This is a genomic window from Brucella sp. 22210 (assembly GCF_052045675.1).
In the GTDB taxonomy this organism is placed as follows: Bacteria; Pseudomonadota; Alphaproteobacteria; order Rhizobiales; family Rhizobiaceae; genus Brucella.
Map to the genome: position 1 here is coordinate 24,312 of NZ_JBQEPD010000009.1, position 16,479 is coordinate 40,790.

The following is a 16,479-nucleotide window of genomic DNA, read 5'->3' on the forward strand; positions in this document are numbered from 1 at the left end:
CGCCTCTCCGCTAGTTGTTTTCGTTGTTCGACCCATCGGACACTGACTCGCGCCAACGTGGGTTGAATATTGTTCTGTGAATGTCGCGCCCGCCGACGCCTGCTCCCGCTACGGAGAACCGGTCTTCAAACAGTGTGAAACTCTTCGTGCCCCAGGCCAGCGCTTCAATGCCATCGCGTCCGCGTTCGGCAGTGGTGATACCGGTCACGGCCACGAGAACCATGAAGCTGCTGGCCAAAGCAGAACGGTAGAAACCGCTCTTCGCACGCACTTTGTTTTCGCGGGCGTGCTGCACGATGATGACCAGCATCAACAGTAGATAGGCGCATGTATTGATGGTCGAGAATACGTAGAAGCCGCGGATCTGGGCTGTGTCCTGCACCAGCAAAACTGGCAGGATGGAAAACAGCGCGATCAGGGCATAAGGCGCAAGCAGGCGAAACGGAACCGGATCGACTTCCGAAGCGCCCTTGGGCGTGACACGGAAATCAACGAACGAACCGGTCATCCAGTCGCGAATTGCCGCCAGCGTTCCCGCCATGGCCCAAGGCCACCGTGCGAGCAGAAACAATGTTGCTTCCCAGCTGAAAACCTTGGCGTCGACCGGACGGAACGTCTTGCTCGACCGCCACCAGAGCGCCAGCAGCAGCATCATGATCGACTGCGGCAGAAAATGGGTCAGGAAATCCGGATAGGTCACGCTGACAAAGTTGTCGCCAGTGACGAGAATGATGATCGGCAACAGGAAACCCAGCAGCAGAAAGAATGCATAGAGCGGATACCAGAGCTGCGAAAAGAGGAACTGGAACTTCAAGCGCAGCGGCAAGCGACCGATCAGCTTTGGCGTGTATTGCAGCAGCAGCATGACCAGACTGCGCGACCACTGGAACTCCTGCGTTACAAGGTCACCGAAGGTTCGTGGGCCGTCGCCATGGGCGATAGCGTCCAGCGCATGAACACCGCGCCAGCCATGAGCATTCATGAACAGCGTCGTCGAATGGTCTTCAGCAAGCTCGGGTCCGAGACCGCCGATTTCCTTCAGAGCCGCTGTACGCACTGCATAATGTGAACCGATACACACAGGCGCAAAGCCGCCATTGTAACCCGCCTGCAACGAGCCATGCATGCTCGCCTCAACATAGAGACGTCCGCGTGCCGACCAGCTTTCATGTGCATTGCGATCACAGATGCTTGGCGCGGAAACATAGCCGATTGCCGGGTCTGCGAATGGACGCAGAATGTTGTAGAGATAATCCGGTTCTGGCACATGGTCCGCATCGAGCTGCGATACGAAGTCATAGCGTTCATAGCCGTAATGATCATAGAAGAACGCCAGATTGCCTTCCTTGCACCGCGTACGGCGTGGCCAGGTTTGCCGGTGATAATCCGCACGTCCCTTGCGCGTCGAAACAAACACACCATGCTCACGGCACCAGGCCAGCGTTGATGGCGATGGATCTTCATCGGCAAGCCAGGTGTCATGCGGGACATTCTGAGCCAGCATGGCAAGCAGTGTTTCCGACACCACTTCAAACGGTTCGGACGGTGCCTTGGTGACCACCATGGCCACACGGCTTCCTTCCGGCAGCCGCAGCGGGCCGGACGGGCGCGCAGCATGGAAGAAAATCAGGATAAAATAGAGCGGCAGGATGGTTATCCAGGCCAAAAGCGCTGTCACCAGAACGGAACCAACCGGATGGATGTGTTCGGCGCTGATCAGCCACCACTGCCAGAAATAGGCGATGGCCATGGCCCAGAGAATGATGCCGACAATATATTCAACCCGCTTGCGGCCGGTGAAAATGGGCGTCAGCAATGGTTCCTTGTTGTCCGCAACCAGAGGAATCCGGGGCGTCTTCATGATCGCGCCTCCAGACCGAAGAATGGAGCAGCAGTACGAATAATCGTGTCGAGATCGGAGTGGAGCGTTGTGAAGCCAAGCTTTACTGCTGCTTCCGCCGGATCGGCGTAAAGTGCTGGCGGATCGCCTGCCCGACGCGCGCGCATTTCGACCGGCACCTGACGTCCCGTAACACGACCGATGGCATCGACGATTTCCTTGATCGACGTGCCGCGTCCGGTTCCAAGATTGAGAACGAGATTACCGCCGCCATTGACCAGATGTTCGACCGCCAGCACGTGAGCCCGCGCCAGATCGACAACATGGATATAGTCGCGAATGCAGGTGCCGTCCGGCGTGTCGTAATCATCACCGAAAACTTCAAGCACATCGGCGCTTCCAGCTGCAGCCAGCATGGCGCGCGGAATAAGATGGGTTTCAGGATCGTGCTTTTCGCCCAGTTCCCCGTCGATATCGGCGCCGCAAGCGTTGAAATAACGCAGCGCCGCATAATGCATTCCGTAGGCTGTCGAATAATCGGCAAGCATATGCTCAGCGATCAGCTTGGTCCGCCCATAAGGATTGATTGGCCGCTGCACCTCGCCTTCCCGGATCGGCAAGCGATCGGGAACACCATAGGTAGCGCAGCTGGACGAGAAGATGACCGGACGACCGCCCGTCAAACGGCACGCTTCCAGAAGCGATTGCGTGCCGCAGACATTGTTCCGGTAATACTTGGCCGGGTCCGTGACGGATTCTCCCACATAGGCCGAAGCCGCAAAGTGGATGACTGCAACAGGATCATAGGTCTCAATCGCTGCGATGAGCTTGTCCTGCGAGAGAATATCGCCTTCGACGAATTCACCCCAACGTACCGAAGCCTTATGACCGGTCGACAGATTGTCATAGACGACCGGTGAAAAACCGTGCCCGGCCAAAAGCTTGGCCGTATGGCTACCGATAAAGCCAGCACCGCCGGCAACGAGTACGTTTTGCTGGGTCATCATGCCACCTCAACAAGCTCTCCCGAAGGTCGGACCAGCTGGCGCTCAAAGTAGGAGATCGTCGACTTCAGACCTTCTGTCAGGGCAATCGCCGGTTCCCAGCCAAGCTCGCGCTTGGCAACCGTGATGTCCGGGCGACGCTGGCGCGGGTCATCGGTTGGCAACGGGCGTTGCACAATTCGCGATGACGAACCGGTCAGAGCGATGATCTGTTCAGCCAGTTCACGCACTGTGAACTCACCGGGATTGCCGAGATTGACCGGCGTGTGGATGGCAGGCTGGCTGCCCATCAGGCGGCAGAAACCTTCAATAAGATCATCGACATAGCAGAAGGAGCGCGTTTGGGAGCCATCGCCATAGATGGTGATATCGTCGCCCTTGAGAGCCTGCACGATGAAGTTGGATACGACGCGGCCATCATCGGGGCGCATGCGCGGACCATAGGTGTTGAAGATACGCACGATGCGAATATCGACGCCGTATTGCTTATGGAAATCATAAAACAGCGTTTCAGCCGACCGCTTGCCTTCGTCGTAGCAAGAGCGCGGGCCGAACGAATTGACATTGCCCCAATAGGATTCCGGCTGCGGATGCACCTGCGGATCGCCATAGACTTCAGATGTTGAAGCCTGAAAAATCCGGGCCTGATAATGAGCAGCAAGTTCGAGCAGATTAAGCGAGCCGATAACGCTCGTCTTCATCGTGTGAACCGGATCGGCCTGGTAATGCGGCGGCGAAGCCGGGCATGCCAGATTGTAGATTTCATCAACCGGCAGATCGAGCGGATGCACAATGTCATGGCGAACGAAGCTGAACGTGTCGTAGCGCAGCAGATTGCGCAGGTTTTCGATACGCCCCGTGGAAAAATTATCGACACAGATAACGAAATTACCTTCGCGCAGGAGCCGTTCGCAAAGATGCGAACCTAGGAACCCTGCTCCGCCAGCAACGAGAATACGACGCGTTGACATGCGTTCAGCGGATATACTCGAAGATTTGAAGATGATGCTCACAAAAACCTCCCGCGATACTCATCCGGTTTATGTCAATTCTTCAAACGCAAAGAGACACCCCAGCAGCCACAGAGATGTGGACACCATAATCATTGGTTTTGGATGTTCTTTATTGGATGATTGACGATAACCGCGCCGGTTGGCTCTGTCGTTAGCGTAGAATCCTGAAACTTGTCTCCACGTCCAATTTTTCTTTAAAACGGCGCGTTTTGTACTTTTTTGGACAAGAAAATTGAATTTTGAAAACTTTAAAACCGATCAATCCGGCCGAAAAAAATCTAATGTGATTGACACTTTCAATGGCGATTTTGATGCCCAGCAAGGTGATTTTCGCGAATCGTCGACTCGAAAAATCAACGTAATAATACGCACTGTAATATTTGTTTATATTTCCATTTAATTCATTAGAGGTGGCATAGATTTGCATATAAAATATTTCATACTCTGAACCCTCGGCAGCAGCCCTACAGCAAAGATTTCGGCGCTATAACCTCACCCACGTCTCTACGTATTCATATTTGCAGCCTTTATCCATATACGGGTTTACATTAGCTTGCGCGCATTCTTGAGGTGATGAGGAGGAGACACATCGGGATGAGTGCTGCACATATTGATACTGCTGTTCGAAAGGCCACCCGGCGATTGCTGCCATTTCTGGCGCTGATGCTGATCATGGCCTTTCTGGATCGCGCGAATATCGGCTTTGCCAAGAAGGAATTCCAACTCGATACGGGTTTGAGCGATGCCGCCTATGCTTTCGGAGCGGGTATATTCTTCATCGGTTACGCTCTGTTTGAAGTGCCGAGCAATATTATCCTGCACAAAGTCGGAGCGCGGCTCTGGCTTAGCCGTATCATGATCAGCTGGGGCCTCGTATCCGCAGCGATGATGTTCGCCCATACGGAAACCGTGTTCTACACGCTGCGTTTTCTGCTGGGCGTTTGCGAAGCCGGTTTTTATCCCGGTGTGCTGCTCTATCTAACCTACTGGTTTCCAGCGAAGGAACGCGCAAAGGCGACGGGCCTGTTCTATCTGGGCGTACCGCTTGCTCTGGTGCTGGGCAGCCCCCTGTCCGGCTGGCTGCTCACACATCACGGCGTTTTCGGACTGACCAACTGGCAATGGATGTTCCTTGTCGAAGGTCTTGGCGCCTCGCTTATGGGCATCATCGCACTCTTCTATCTGACCGACCGGCCTGAAAAGGCAAGCTGGCTCACACCAGAAGAAAGAGACGCGCTGACCACTGTCGTGAAGGCAGAAGAAGCCGCCAAGGAAAACACCCACAAACATTCGGCGCTTTCTGTTCTGAAAGACGCCAGAGTGTGGGCGTTTATCGCGATCTACTTTTTCCTGCAGATCGGCACCGCGCCGCTGACATTCTACTTCCCGTCGCGATTCGCCGATGCGGCATCGGGTGGCGAGATGAACCTCTTCATCGGCACGCTGTTGAGCCTGCCGTGGCTGTGTTCGGTGATTGCAACCCGCTATTTCACAGTGCTTGCGGACAATACCGGCAAACACCGGCTTATCTGCGCCCTGATGGTTACCGCGGGCACCATCGCTTTGGGCATGATCGGCCTGACTGGAAACGCGTGGATCATGCTGATTGCGGCATGTATTGCGGTGCCGGGGCTTACGGCATCACAGCCCGTTTTCTGGAGCCTGCCGACGCGCTATCTCGGTGGCGTTGGCGCGGCAAGCGGTATTGCCTTCATCGTATCCATCGGCAATCTGGGCGCATTCTTCGCGCCGCAGATCAAGAACTGGGCCGATGTTGCCGTCGGCAATCACGATGCCGGGTTCTATGTTCTGGCTCTTCTTTGCGCCCTCGCCATCGTCGTTTTGGTCGGACTGCGTGCATGGAATGGCGGAAACGAACTCGCAAAGCGCCCTGCATAACCACTTCAACAAACAGGCTCCTGGCTGACCTTTCGGCCAGGAGTTTCACCCCGCGTTACTCATTCATGCAGCCCGCGTCAGATTTAGTCTGGTTTATGAAAATAAGTCATTGATGCGATTGCTTGGTTCAGCTAGAAACGCGGCAGATCAGGCTTTCAGCCGTCCAGTGTGCACCCGTAGCTCAGCTGGATAGAGTGCTGCCCTCCGAAGGCAGAGGTCACAGGTTCGAATCCTGTCGGGTGCGCCATTTCTCAATCAGCTTTCAAATCCACTTGGGATGCTTGTAGCCAGCCGTCAATACCTTTGGCTGCGGCTATGCCCATTGCGAAACATGCCGTCAGGAGATAACCGCCGGTCGGCGCTTCCCAATCGACCATTTCACCCGCAACAAAGATGCCGGGAAATTTTCGCAGCATCTGATTCTGGTCGATCTCGTCCCAGACGATACCGCCTGCCGAAGAGATAACTTCCTCTATCGGACGGGTGCGCAACAGCGGAACGTGAAGCGCCTTGATGGCATGAGCCAGTTTGTCAGGGTTTTTATCCCGCAGATATTCCGCGACAAGCGCTGCCTTCACACCGGTCAGGCCAGCCCCCTTGCGTAGTAGGTTGCCGAAACTGAGCTTGCTGTCCTGCCGGGCCAGATCAGCTTTCAAACGCTCGACACTGCGCCCCGGTGCAAGATCAAGCACCAGATCGGCCTGCCCGTCTGCCGCCAGCGCGTCGCGCAACGCCGCTGCGTGGGCGTAGACAAGGCTGCCTTCGACGCCCGTCTTGGTGGCAACGAATTCGCCCTGTGTCGTTCCAGCCGTGCTCGTGATGGTAACGGATTTGACTGGTTCGCCTGCAAAACGGCTCGCCAGATACTCGCTCCAGTTAACATCGAAGCCGCAATTTGCAGAGCGCAACGGAGCAATCGTGATGCCCTTCTCCGTAAAAGGCGACACCCAGGCACCGTTCGAACCGAGTTTAGGCCAGCTTGCGCCGCCAAAGGCAAACAGCGCAGCATCGCATTCGACTGTTTCACGGCCATTGGCCGTTTCCACAATCGGCATATCGCCATCAAAGCCGACCCAGCGATGACGCGTCAGCACGCGCACGCCCTGCGTTTCCAGACGACGCCCCCACGCGCGCAGAAGCGGCGAGGCTTTCATCACCTTGGGAAACACGCGATCCGACGATCCGACGAAGGTTTCAGCACCAAGCGCGTCAGCCCAATTCCGCAGATCTTGAGGCCCAAACTTTTGCAGCATTGGCAGAAGCCGGGCATTGGCTGCGCCAAACCGGGTCGTAAAGACGGAGAAATCTTCCGCATGGGTGATGTTGAGACCGGATTTTCCAGCCAGCAGGAATTTGCGTCCGACCGTCGGCATCTGCTCGTAAACAGTCACGCCATATCCGAGCGCCGACAGTTTTTCGGCTGCGATCAGACCGGATGGACCGCCGCCGAAAACCGCTATGCGACCACTACGCATGACTGTCTTGCCGGGAAGTGGACGTCAAATCCATCAGTCCTGCTTCTCCAGCATTTCCTTAACGGTGGTCGCCAACTGCTTGAGCGAGAACGGCTTTGGTAGGAAACCGAACTTTGCATCGGCAGGCAGGTTGCGCGCGAAGGCGTCTTCTGCATAACCGGATACAAACACGAATTTGATATCCGGATAAGTCTTGCGCAGTTCACGCAACAGCGTCGGACCGTCCATTTCTGGCATGACCACGTCGGACACAACGATATCCACTTCGCCGCCAAGCTCTTCCATGATTTCCAGAGCTTCGACACCAGAAGCCGCTTCATGCACCGTATAGCCGCGTGACTGGAGCGCGCGCACGCCGCCCATACGCACGGCATCCTCGTCTTCCACGAGCAGAACCGTAGCGGAACCGGAAAGGTCGGTCGCCTTTTCGACCTTCTTTTCCTTGACCGCGACAGGCACATCCTCAGCGCTCTTTTCCACGATGAGGCGTGGCAGGAAGATCTTGAAGGTCGTTCCCTTGCCGACTTCGGAATCGCAATAGATGAAGCCGCCGGTCTGCTTGATGATGCCGTAGACCATCGACAGGCCGAGACCCGTGCCCTTGCCCACTTCCTTGGTAGTGAAGAACGGCTCAAAAATCTTCTCAAGCACATCGGCTGGAATGCCGGTGCCGGTATCTTCCACCTCGAAGACGACATAATCGGCTTCCGGAAGATCGCGATAGTTGAGCTTTGCCGCTTCATGGACAGGCACGTTGCGGGTCCGCAGCGTGATTGCACCGCCCTCGGGCATTGCATCGCGTGCATTCACCGCCAGATTGACGGCAACCTGCTCGAACTGGCCCAGATCAGCTTTGACCGGCCACAGATCGCGGCCATGATCGATCTTGAGTTCGATATCCTTGCCGACAAGACGTGCAAGCAGCATGCGCAGATCGGCGAGAACGTCGGTCAGGTCCAGCACTTCCGGACGCAGCGTCTGGCGGCGCGAGAACGCGAGCAACTGGCGCACAAGCGACGCCGCGCGGTTTGCGTTCTGCTTAATGTTCATAATGTCCGGGAATGACGGATCGGATGCGCGATGATTGGTCAACAACAGGTCCGACGACATGATGATCGCCGTCAGAACGTTGTTGAAGTCGTGGGCAATACCACCGGCAAGCTGGCCGACAGCCTGCATCTTCTGGCTCTGCGCCATCTGGTTTTCGAGCGCTTTCTGCTCGGTGGTTTCAACGGCGGAAATGATTGCCGCCTCTTCCGACGATTCCCCGCCCATATCGCTAACCGGGCTCATATAGAAACGAATATGCCGTTCCTCATTACCCGGAAGCACCGTGTCGACCGGCGAAATGCTGGCCTGCCCGGCAAATGCCGCGGCAAGCGCCTTGGTGAACACTTCACGGTCACGCTCATGAACGACATTTTCGAGCTTCACACGGCGATCGACGGAATCGCGATCCACAACGGACGAGAAAATATCGAGGAAGCGCGCATTCGTGCGCAGCGTGTGGCCCTGTGCATCGACGGCGGCAATGGCCATCGGCGCTGAATTGAAGAAGCGCGTGAACCGCACTTCCGCCGAACGCAGCGCTGCCGAGGAATCATCACCCTCTGCGCGATCCAGCACGATAGTACGGCTCGTTCCGCGCGTGCCGTCACGGGCCGCCTGCACACGATGATAAAAGCGTACGGCCAGGCTCTGACCATTGCGCTTGATGAGATCGAGATCGATCACCGTATTGCGGCTGGTGCCGGGTTCAGCCTTGACGGCCTTGATGAGCGCCATGCCGCTGCCCGCAACGATTTCGTTGAGCGTCAGCGAACCCGGCGTGAAGGCGGTCAGATCGACGCCCAGCCATTCCGCCAAAGTGGCGTTGAGATAGATGATACGACCCGATGGATCGGCAGAGAAGAAGCCCGCCGGTGCGTGATCAAGATGATTGATCGCTTCCTGAAGCTCCTGAAAGAAACGTTCCTGTTCGGCGCGTTCCTCGGAAATATCGGCAATCTGCCAGGCAGCGAGCGGGCCTTTGTAGTCCTGCCCTGCCTCAATAGGGCGCGCCTTGATCCGATACCAGACCGGCGCCAAAGAGCCATGCGCCTCGCGGGAAAGCCCGCCAGACAGCCGCACTTCTTCCTGCCCGGAAAGACCGTCGCGCACCGCATTTGTAAGACGGTAGATTGCGTCGGAAGCTGCTGGTTCAGCCGTCAGCACATTGTCGAGCGAGCGGATGCCATCGGCGTTCGCAACACCAGTCATATTGGCATAGGCCTGATTGGCATAGACGATCTGCCCGCGAGAATCGGAAATGACCGTGCCTTCCGGCTGCGAATCCATGAAGGAATGTGCCAGATCCTGCCCGCCTTTACGCTGGCTGAACTGGATCAGACCTGTGGTGGCACCCAGAAGATAGAAGACGCCGACCATAGACAGGATGCCCATCAGGATAAGCGCGAAGCCATCGCCGATCCGGTCGCGAAACAGGAAATAGACAACCGCCAGCCCGGTCAGCAGAAGGCCGACGATCAGCAGACGCAGCGCGCCGCTGGAATTGCGCTTCGGTGTGACGAGCGGTTTCGGATATGCGTTGTCCGTCTGTCGAGACATCAAGCCCACCGACCTTCCATGCTGCATGACTGTTCTCCGCAGGCAGCGATTGTGCCGCGCATTGTTTCAATCAGCCAAGACGTCTTTTCACTCATTAAGCAACCCGATCCTGTCGCCACCCATTTCCTTGCGCGTTCTCCATAAACGATCGCGCAGCGGGGCGAAACGCCATGCATCTGGGTATATCCGATTCGCAGAATGCGTTAATCGGCGAGCAGCACAAGCGTTGCTACACGGAAACGGTGTAAACCGGGTCGTTTTTCACTGTTTTGATGGGCGTTCATAGATTTCCCGCATTTCGCCCACAATTTGATAGAACATTCCCAACGCTTGCAAATTCAACTACTGTCCTGAAAATGCAAGTTACGCGATGATGCGGAATGTCGGGGGATGCGCAATCTCCGTTTCATCATCGTTTTTCGAATATAGAATTTAAGAGGGTATCCGCATGAAGGAATGGCTCAGCGGCATCGTTGGAGAAAGCGCGGCTAATATTGTCGGCTTTGTGCTTATATTTGCGATCATTCTCGGCGGAATTTTCGTTGTCTTGAGTATTATCCGCCGTTTCAGCGGGGGCAGCTTCACATCGAACAGCCGGTCGCGCCAGCCACGCCTCTCCGTTATGGATGCCGCAGCGGTCGATAGCCGCCGCAAGCTGGTTCTCATTCGTCGCGATGATGTCGAGCATCTGCTGCTCATCGGCGGCCCGACCGATGTGGTGGTCGAACAGAATATCGTCATGGAATCACGTGCGCATGCCCGCGTGCAGACTTCGCGCATCGAGCCGGAACATATCGAGCGCTTTCGCCAGCACGAGGCGACGATTGCCAGCGATGTAAGCGAGCGCCCTGCTCTGTCATCACAAAACTCCGTGCCAGAATCAGCGCCGGAAAAGGATGAAGCGATCCAGCTCAGCTCGGCTATCGAGACGCCGGTCTATCGCAAGCCGGAACCGCCAAAGGAAGAACCGGTCCGGCAGGAAGCCCCGCAGGTTGTTGCACCGCGTGTGCCGCCACGCCCGCCGGTGGCACCGACTGTTGCTCCCGCGGCCCCGCAGGCACCTGCCCGCCCTCCGGTCGCACCACCCGTACAGGCAGCGCCCCAAAACCGTCCACAACCAAGACCCGCTCCGAATTATCCGCCGCAGCCGCGCACCGTACTTCCGGCTCAGCCGCCGCAGCCTTCGCAGCCGCCTGCACGCGCCCATCCTGCCTATCCGCTCAGCCAGGTATCGCGCGGCGTGGTCAGCTCCACCTCAAATCTGGCGACTACGGCTACCGTGGCGGCTGGCGCTGCTGCTGCAACCGTCGCTTCCGCAAACCTTGGCAGCATCGTTCCAGAGCGTGAACCGGTTGCCGCTCCAACAACTGCACCTACGCCGCCACTCGATGTGACCAGCCCATCCGTTTCGTCCACCGTAACGCCGGATTTCACCAGCGTAGCAGAACCTAAGCGCGTCGAGCCGGAAGTGACAGTTGCCGCGTCGACGCAATCGGCTCCGGCAACGGAAGATGACGGACTGGAAGGACTGGGCGGCGCCTTGCACGACGCGATCATGGCTGACCTCGAAACGGAAGCAGTACCGGCCAAGGAAGAAGCACCTACTGCGGAACCGGATCTGACGGCTGACTTCTTCGAGGATGAACTGCTAAGCTCACTCGATATCTCAGCGACCGACGATACACCATCAGACGATATTGAAGACGAGATGGAAAAGCTTCTCGGTGAACTGACAAAGAACGAAACCCGCCCATAAGCGAACTGTTGTTTTAGAGCGGTTCCGGTTAAAACGGAATCGTGGAACCGCTCAATCTATTTGTTTTGACGCATTATCCTACGCATCGAAGCGGGACCAGAACTCAGTCCAGTGGACTGAGTTCCCCGCGTAGGCGCTTCGCACTTTTGCTGGAAATGCTCTAAGATTGAAGCGCCAGCGGTTTATGCCGCTGGCGTTTTCATTTCATGAGAAGAAAACCTTCGCCTCTGGCGGAGGATTGGAAGAGTTTCACGCAGTATGAAAGAAACCTCCGGCTTGGATCACGAAGTGATCGAAACCGGAGGTTATAATGGACGATAACCATCTTACACATGCGACGTGGGTCTGCCAATATCATGTGGTTTTTGGCAGCAAATACCGCACGAAGCGGCTTTATGGCGACCTTCGCCTTGAGCTACGGGATTTGTTTATTCGATTGAGCTTGCAAAAAGGGTGCCGGATAGAAGAAGGACACCTGATGCCGGACCACGTGCATATGCTGATATCGATCCCACCGAAATATTCGGTGGCGCACATTGTCGGGTTTCTGAAGGGCAAGACGGCGCTTTATGTTGCCAATAAATATGCAAAGAAGCGCAAATATCGCGGTTATCACTTTTGGGCGCGAGGATACTTCGTTTCGACCATCGGTTACGATGAACAGGTCGTTAGACGTTATATCCGCAATCAGGAAAAGGCCGACAAGGTTTCAGACCATGCCGACCTTTTTAAGGGCTCTTACTAGCACATAACAAAACCACTTCTAGTGGTTCAAGCGTAGCGTTCCAAACCTCCACCTCTGGTGGAGGTCATGACTTTTGATGCATATGCAAAAACAAAAGGCTGCGGTCGCCCGCAGCCTTCGAAATTTCTCAAACCAACGTTATGTTTTAGTCGTCGCGATAAACTTTTTCACGACGCTCATGACGTTCCTGCGCCTCAATAGACAACGTCGCGATTGGGCGTGCATCCAGACGCTTCAGGCTGATTGGCTCGCCGGTTTCTTCACAGAAACCATAAGTGCCTTCGTCAATCCGGCTCAGAGCCGCATCAATCTTGGAAATCAGCTTCCGCTGTCTGTCGCGAGCCCTAAGCTCAATTGCCCGGTCCGTTTCGGAGGATGCCCTATCCGCCAGGTCGGGATGGTTTGCATTTTCCTGCTGTAGCGCTTCAAGCGTTTCACGCGCTTCGCGCAGAATATCATTCCTCCACGCGATCAACTTCGCGCGGAAATAAGACTTCTGCCGTTCATTCATGAACGGTTCGTCTTCAGTGGGCCTATAGTCAAGGTCGATTAATTCACTCATTCTGAATCACCCCACATCTAGGAGACGCGTGCGGTTATATAAGTCCATCGTCCAGTCGACACAACATCAAAGAAACGTATCCCACTACTTTTTAGTGCATCAATTTTGTGTGTATTTGCAAAAAAATTGTGCAAAAGACGCGCGCAACAGATACTCCGCCCATTATGTCTGGAGGATGACATCGACGATTAAATTTAGATTGCAATGGGAAACATCAATTCACTAATTCAGATTTCGTTGCTCTATTCTGCCCAATAAATTGGCATAAATCCGCTGTGAATAACGTCAGGCAATGGTGGAAAATCACAACCAACAGCGCAACCACCGCGCATTTTAGCAAAATTCATGGCAAAACATCTGTGTAATCAGGTTCGGGACGGTACAGATGAGTCGATTGCTTCTCCTACGACATGCCAAAGCCGTTTGGGCAAAGCCCGGGATGAAAGACTACGACCGACCGCTGGATGCGGAAGGTCACGCTGCGCTTGATCGACTTGCCGCGGCGATGCGCGCAACAGGCCTCCTGCCCGACCGCGTTGTGTTGTCCGGCTCCTCCCGTACGCGGGAAACCGCCTTCGGCCTGCTGGAAAGGCTGAGCGTCGAGGTGGAAACTGTCATCGACGACGAAATCTACAGCGGCGGCGCAGCAGAATATCTTCGATCCATCCGCACGCATGGCGATGTCGAGACGCTGATGCTGGTCGGGCACAATCCAAGCATGGAAGATCTGGCGCTTGCACTATGCGAAAAAGGTGATCCAGACAGTCTCGACCGGCTGCATGCCGGTTTTCCGACAGCCGCTCTCGCCACCATATCCTTTTCTGGAAAGCTGAGCGATCTCAGCAGTGAACACGGATTTCTTGAAAGTTTTCCGCAGCCGTAAGCTTGAAAGATGATGCGGACGGGGCCTCTTCTTGCGAAATGGGCCCGTCATCTTATTTATAGCGTGAATTGGGATTCACCCTGCGAGGACATCATTGGCAAAGCTTACCAGTATCGGCGATGAAGCCAAAATCGCACTGGACACATTGACGGAACGTGCGACCGGGCTTCTTTCTCCTTCGCTACGCCTAGGTGTGACAGGCCTGTCCCGCGCAGGTAAAACGGTTTTCATCACGGCACTGGTGCATAATCTCGTTCATGGCGGCAGGCTGCCGATGTTCGAAGCTTATAAGTCAGGCCGGATTTCCCGCGCGCTTCTCGAGCCGCAGCCAGACGACGCCGTTCCGCGCTTTCAATATGAAGAACATCTATCGGCGCTTATCGATGAGCGCATCTGGCCGGATTCCACACGCGCCATTTCGCAGCTACGCCTGACTATTGAATATGAAACGGCTTCTGCATGGGGACGCTGGCTGTCTCCCGGGCGGCTTTCGGTTGATATTGTCGATTATCCCGGTGAATGGCTGCTTGATCTGCCGTTGCTCGGCAAAAGCTATGCCGAATTTAGTGCAGATTCCTTCGCGCTTGCCAACGAACCGACCCATATCGATCTGGCGCAGCCTTGGCTGGTGGAAGCTGCCTCGGTCGATCCGACCGAAAAGGCCGACGAATTGACGGCGCAGCGGCTGGTCAAGAGCTTCACCGCCTATCTGCGTGCTGGCAAAGCCGACGAGCGTGCGCTTTCCACTTTGCCGCCCGGTCGGTTCCTGATGCCGGGTGATCTCGACGGCTCGCCTGCCCTGACCTTTGCTCCACTGCCCAATCTCTCACAGAACGACATTAAGGCCGGATCGCTCGCTGCCATGATGGAACGGCGTTACGAGGCCTATAAGACCTATGTCGTGAAACCGTTCTTCCGCGAACACATTGCGCGACTGGACCGCCAGATCGTGCTGATCGACGCCATGCAGGCCATGAACGCTGGCGGCGCTGTGGTGGCGGACCTCGAACGTGCGTTAACCGACATTCTGTCCTGTTTCCGGCCCGGACGTGCCAATCTCCTGACTGGCCTTATCCAGCGCCGCATCGGGCGTATTTTGGTGGCCGCAACCAAGGCCGACCATCTGCATCATGAAAGCCATGACCGCTTGCAGGCCATTGTGCGTCGTCTTGTGGAACGCGCCATCGAGCGCGCCAATTTTTCAGGCGCAGACATTGATGTTCTGGCCATGGCGGCAGTCCGGGCAACCCGCGAAGCGACCGTCACGCAAGGAAAAGAGGTTCTCCCCGTCATCGTCGGCACACCGCTCAAGGGCGAGCGTATCGATGGTGAGATATTTGATGGTGGAACGGAAACAGCTATATTTCCCGGTGACTTGCCAAAGAACCCTAATGTAATTTTTGAACAGTTTTCCACGCCGGAAGACCCTGCCATTCGCTTCGTCCGGTTCCGCCCTCCACGCCTTGAACGCACTGCCGAGGGTGTGACGCTGTCGCTCCCGCACATAAGGCTGGACCGCGCCCTTCAGTTCCTGATCGGAGATCGTCTGGCATGAGCGATGATACACCGCGCAAACCGACTTCCTTCAAGGTTGATACTCCGCCCCGCGCAAAGCCTCTCCCGGAAGCCCCTGATGAGACGCCACGCCGTCCTCGTGCCGTAAAAGATCTGGAGCAGATCGTCGTTGAGCCCGATATTTTCGAACTCAGCGACGAAGAAGCCGCCGAACTCGCAATCCTTGATCCAGCTTTCGAGGCGCCGAAACGCAAAGGCTGGTTCGGCGGATGGTCGCTTGGAAAAATCCTGACCGGCGCATTAGGCATTTTGGTTTCCTTCGCCGTCGGCATCTGGACAGAAGACCTTATTCAGGCGCTTTTTGCCCGTGCCGACTGGCTTGGCTGGACCGCACTGGCAGTGGCGCTTGTAGCCCTCGCCGCATTCATCGCCATCATAACCAGGGAATTGCTGGCCCTGCGACGGCTCGCCTCTGTGCAGCATCTGCGCAAGGACGCAGCGGACGCCGCCGAGCGTGACGATATGGCTGCCGCCCGCAAAGCGGTTGATGACTTGCGCGCCATTGCGGCCAATTTGCCGGAAACGGCGCGTGGACGTCAGCTTCTCGACGGTTTGACCGACGACATTATCGATGGGCGCGATCTGATCCGGCTTGCGGAAACCGAAATTTTGCGCCCGCTCGACCGCGAAGCGCGCGCGCTCATTCTCAATGCATCGAAGCGTGTATCGATCGTCACAGCGATCAGCCCGCGAGCGCTGGTTGATATTGGCTATGTGATTTTTGAGTCGGCGCGGCTCATTCGCAGGCTTTCGCAGCTTTACGGCGGCAGACCCGGCACACTGGGCTTCATCAAGCTTGCACGGCGCGTTCTCGCCCATCTGGCCGTCACCGGAACACTCGCCATGGGCGACAGCGTGATCCAGCAGCTGGTCGGTCAGGGTCTGGCATCGCGGCTGTCGGCCAAACTCGGCGAAGGCGTGGTTAACGGCCTCATGACTGCGCGGATCGGCATAGCGGCGATGGACGTCGTGCGCCCCTTCCCGTTCAATGCAGAAAGACGCCCCGGCGTCAGCGATTTCATTGGTGATCTGGCCCGCGTTAATGCCGATAGAACGGCCGCATCGAAGTCCGGAAAGGCTTCGACGGGTAAAACACAGCCGTGAGTTTTCGGGGAAAACA

General features: G+C 56.2%; 12 protein-coding genes and 1 tRNA gene. 7 read left to right on the plus strand and 6 right to left on the minus strand.

Annotation, left to right across the window (positions count from 1 at the left end; genetic code table 11):
- Nucleotides 1-10: 10 nt before the first annotated feature.
- The 3 genes from ACTJKP_RS13215 to ACTJKP_RS13225 are packed head-to-tail and all read right to left on the minus strand — an operon-like array spanning nt 11 to nt 3,857.
- Nucleotides 11-1,861 carry a glycosyltransferase family 2 protein gene (locus tag ACTJKP_RS13215; RefSeq protein ID WP_440630993.1) on the minus strand — a complete coding sequence of 617 codons (1,851 nt, stop codon included), beginning with the start codon at nt 1,859-1,861 and terminating at the stop codon, nt 11-13.
- The gene (gene galE / locus ACTJKP_RS13220; RefSeq protein WP_440630994.1) at nt 1,858-2,844 is read right to left on the minus strand and encodes a UDP-glucose 4-epimerase GalE; all 987 of its coding nucleotides are present in this window, start codon (nt 2,842-2,844) and stop codon (nt 1,858-1,860) included. The genes ACTJKP_RS13215 and galE overlap by 4 nt, the downstream gene beginning before the upstream one ends.
- The gene (locus ACTJKP_RS13225) at nt 2,844-3,857 is read right to left on the minus strand and encodes a UDP-glucuronic acid decarboxylase family protein (RefSeq protein WP_078338582.1); all 1,014 of its coding nucleotides are present in this window, start codon (nt 3,855-3,857) and stop codon (nt 2,844-2,846) included. Before ACTJKP_RS13225 ends, galE begins: the two co-directional genes overlap by 1 nt.
- A gap of 594 nt (nt 3,858-4,451) precedes the next feature.
- Between ACTJKP_RS13225 and ACTJKP_RS13230 the strand changes: the two genes are divergently transcribed.
- Both ACTJKP_RS13230 and ACTJKP_RS13235 read left to right on the plus strand, forming a co-directional pair.
- Nucleotides 4,452-5,756: an MFS transporter gene (locus ACTJKP_RS13230; RefSeq protein ID WP_078338581.1), complete on the plus strand. Its 1,305-nt coding sequence runs from the start codon at nt 4,452-4,454 to the stop codon at nt 5,754-5,756.
- A gap of 170 nt (nt 5,757-5,926) precedes the next feature.
- Nucleotides 5,927-6,003 (plus strand) — tRNA-Arg (locus ACTJKP_RS13235).
- A 4-nt stretch (nt 6,004-6,007) separates the two neighbouring features.
- Here ACTJKP_RS13235 and ACTJKP_RS13240 read toward each other — a convergent pair.
- Both ACTJKP_RS13240 and cckA read right to left on the minus strand, forming a co-directional pair.
- A complete protein-coding gene (locus ACTJKP_RS13240) occupies nt 6,008-7,231 on the minus strand; it encodes a TIGR03862 family flavoprotein (protein WP_440630995.1) in 1,224 nt (407 codons plus the stop codon).
- Between the two features lie 33 nt (nt 7,232-7,264).
- Nucleotides 7,265-9,838 (minus strand): cell cycle histidine kinase CckA, encoded by a 2,574-nt coding sequence (gene cckA, locus ACTJKP_RS13245; RefSeq protein ID WP_078338656.1) that lies wholly within the window; start codon nt 9,836-9,838, stop codon nt 7,265-7,267.
- 448 nt (nt 9,839-10,286) lie between these two features.
- On the opposite strand from cckA, the gene ACTJKP_RS13250 reads away from it, so the two are divergent.
- Both ACTJKP_RS13250 and tnpA read left to right on the plus strand, forming a co-directional pair.
- Nucleotides 10,287-11,594 (plus strand): flagellar biosynthetic protein FliO, encoded by a 1,308-nt coding sequence (locus ACTJKP_RS13250; protein ID WP_440630996.1) that lies wholly within the window; start codon nt 10,287-10,289, stop codon nt 11,592-11,594.
- 310 nt (nt 11,595-11,904) lie between these two features.
- On the plus strand, nt 11,905-12,339 hold the full coding sequence (gene tnpA / locus ACTJKP_RS13255) for an IS200/IS605 family transposase (RefSeq protein ID WP_440630997.1): 435 nt from the start codon (nt 11,905-11,907) through the stop codon (nt 12,337-12,339).
- 145 nt (nt 12,340-12,484) lie between these two features.
- Here the strand turns inward: tnpA and dksA are convergent, their stop codons facing one another.
- Nucleotides 12,485-12,901, minus strand: coding sequence for an RNA polymerase-binding protein DksA (dksA, locus tag ACTJKP_RS13260; RefSeq protein WP_078338578.1), 417 nt, complete (start codon nt 12,899-12,901; stop codon nt 12,485-12,487).
- Nucleotides 12,902-13,286: 385 nt separating this feature from the next.
- On the opposite strand from dksA, the gene ACTJKP_RS13265 reads away from it, so the two are divergent.
- The 3 genes from ACTJKP_RS13265 to ACTJKP_RS13275 all read left to right on the plus strand — a co-directional run bounded on the left by ACTJKP_RS13265 (nt 13,287) and on the right by ACTJKP_RS13275 (nt 16,463).
- Nucleotides 13,287-13,784, plus strand: coding sequence for a SixA phosphatase family protein (locus ACTJKP_RS13265; protein ID WP_440630998.1), 498 nt, complete (start codon nt 13,287-13,289; stop codon nt 13,782-13,784).
- 94 nt (nt 13,785-13,878) lie between these two features.
- On the plus strand, nt 13,879-15,339 hold the full coding sequence (locus ACTJKP_RS13270) for a YcjX family protein (protein WP_440630999.1): 1,461 nt from the start codon (nt 13,879-13,881) through the stop codon (nt 15,337-15,339).
- The gene (locus tag ACTJKP_RS13275) at nt 15,336-16,463 is read left to right on the plus strand and encodes a YcjF family protein (protein ID WP_440631000.1); all 1,128 of its coding nucleotides are present in this window, start codon (nt 15,336-15,338) and stop codon (nt 16,461-16,463) included. The genes ACTJKP_RS13270 and ACTJKP_RS13275 overlap by 4 nt, the downstream gene beginning before the upstream one ends.
- Nucleotides 16,464-16,479 lie beyond the last annotated feature (16 nt).